Genomic DNA, 1575 nt, shown 5'->3' with positions numbered 1-1575 from the left:
GCACGCCCAGCGCGATTGCGCTGCGCGCCCATGTGCGCTGCCAGTCGCTGGTGGACCGCATCCGCGGGCTGGAGCTGGTCTGGCACCAGAAGCTGCGGCCGGGGTACGGCTGGATCTTCCCGATGAAGGACAGCGTGTTCAACATCGGCGTGGGATTGTTCCAGACCGACGCCGAAGCGGCCCCCAATCTGCGCCAGGTCTTCAATGCCTTCCTCGAAGCCTACGAACCCGCTCGCTTGCTGATGCAAGACGGCGAAGTGCTGGGCGACGTGAAACGCGAGGCCAGCGGCTGGGCACTCAAGGGCGCGCCACTGCGCTGCTCGCTGGGCGGCGCGAAGTGGAGCGCGCCGGGCGTGCTGGTCACCGGCGAGGCCGCTGGTGCCACCTACCACTTCACCGGCGAAGGCATTGGCAAGGCCATGGAAACCGGCATGCTGGCCGCCGAGGCGCTGCTGGTGGCCGAAGACGAAGGCGTTCAGCGCGCCGCCTACGAAGCGCGGCTGCGCGCGCTGCAGCCGCGCTTCGCGCTGTACGAGAAGGCCAACCTGATCAACAGCCACCCCTGGCTGGCCGACCTGCTGATCTGGCGCGGCCGCCACAGCGCCTTCCTGCGCGGTCGCATGGCCAAGATCCTCGACGAGACCAGCAACCCAGGCAGCCTGGTGACCGTGCGTGGCCTGGCGCGCGCGATGATCGGCGTTTGAGCATGTGCCAGCTGCTCGGCATGAATGCCAACACGCCGACCGACGTGATGTTCAGCTTCACCGGCCTGGCCACGCGCGCCGACGAGCACAAGGACGGCTTTGGCATCGGCTTCTTCGAGGACCGCGGCGTGCGCCTCTTCGTGGACCACCACAGCGCCCGGCAGTCGCCGGTGGCGCAACTGGTCAAGACCTACCCGATCCGCAGCGACAACGTCATCGCCCACATCCGCAAGGCCACGCAGGGCCGCGTGGCGCTGGAGAACACCCACCCGTTCCAGCGCGAGCTGTGGGGCCGCTACTGGGTGTTCGCGCACAACGGCAACCTGGTGGACTTCCACCCACGCCTGCACGCCGCGTTCCGCCCGGTGGGCGACACCGACAGCGAGCGCGCCTTCTGCTGGCTGATGCAGGAGCTCGCCAAGGCGCATGCCGGCGTGCCCGCCATAGCCGAGCTGACGCGCACGCTGGCCGAGCTGATGCCCACGCTGCACCGCCACGGCACCTTCAACATGCTGCTGTCCAACGGCCAGGCGCTGTGGGCCCACGCGTCCACCCACCTGCACTGGGTCGTGCGCCAGCATCCGTTCGGCGCAGTCGCGCTGCGCGACGAGGACCTCAGCGTGGACTTTGCCCACCACACCACGCCCAAGGACCGCGTGGCCGTGATCGCCACCGAACCGCTGACCCAGCACGAAGCCTGGACCGCCTTCACCTGCGGCGAGCTGAAGGTTTTCGTTGACGGCCAGCCGCTGGGCTGACCGCAGCTCATGCGCCGCTGCTGCCATTCGTGCGCCCGCACCGGCCGTCCGCCGCCTCGCAGCGCCGCTGCGCCAGCGGCTGCGAGATGCTGGCGCCATGACGATGCCGCCGA

1 protein-coding gene and 1 pseudogene are annotated in these 1575 nt (G+C 69.3%); both read left to right on the top strand.

Annotated features, from left to right (window positions below):
* Window positions 1–704: pseudogene (locus tag FKP22_RS33075) on the top strand (NAD(P)/FAD-dependent oxidoreductase); the annotation flags it as partial.
* Window positions 705–706: 2 nt separating this feature from the next.
* Complete coding sequence (locus FKP22_RS29825; protein WP_141291840.1) at window positions 707–1462, top strand: class II glutamine amidotransferase; 756 nt, start codon at window positions 707–709, stop codon at window positions 1460–1462.
* The last annotated feature ends 113 nt before the right edge of the window (window positions 1463–1575 follow it).

Origin of the sequence: Ideonella azotifigens, from assembly GCF_006519715.1 — a bacterium.
In the GTDB taxonomy this organism is placed as follows: Bacteria; Pseudomonadota; Gammaproteobacteria; order Burkholderiales; family Burkholderiaceae_C; genus Ideonella; species Ideonella azotifigens.
The sequence above is the reverse complement of the archived record's forward strand: the minus strand, read 5'-3'. Positions and strand labels throughout refer to the sequence as shown.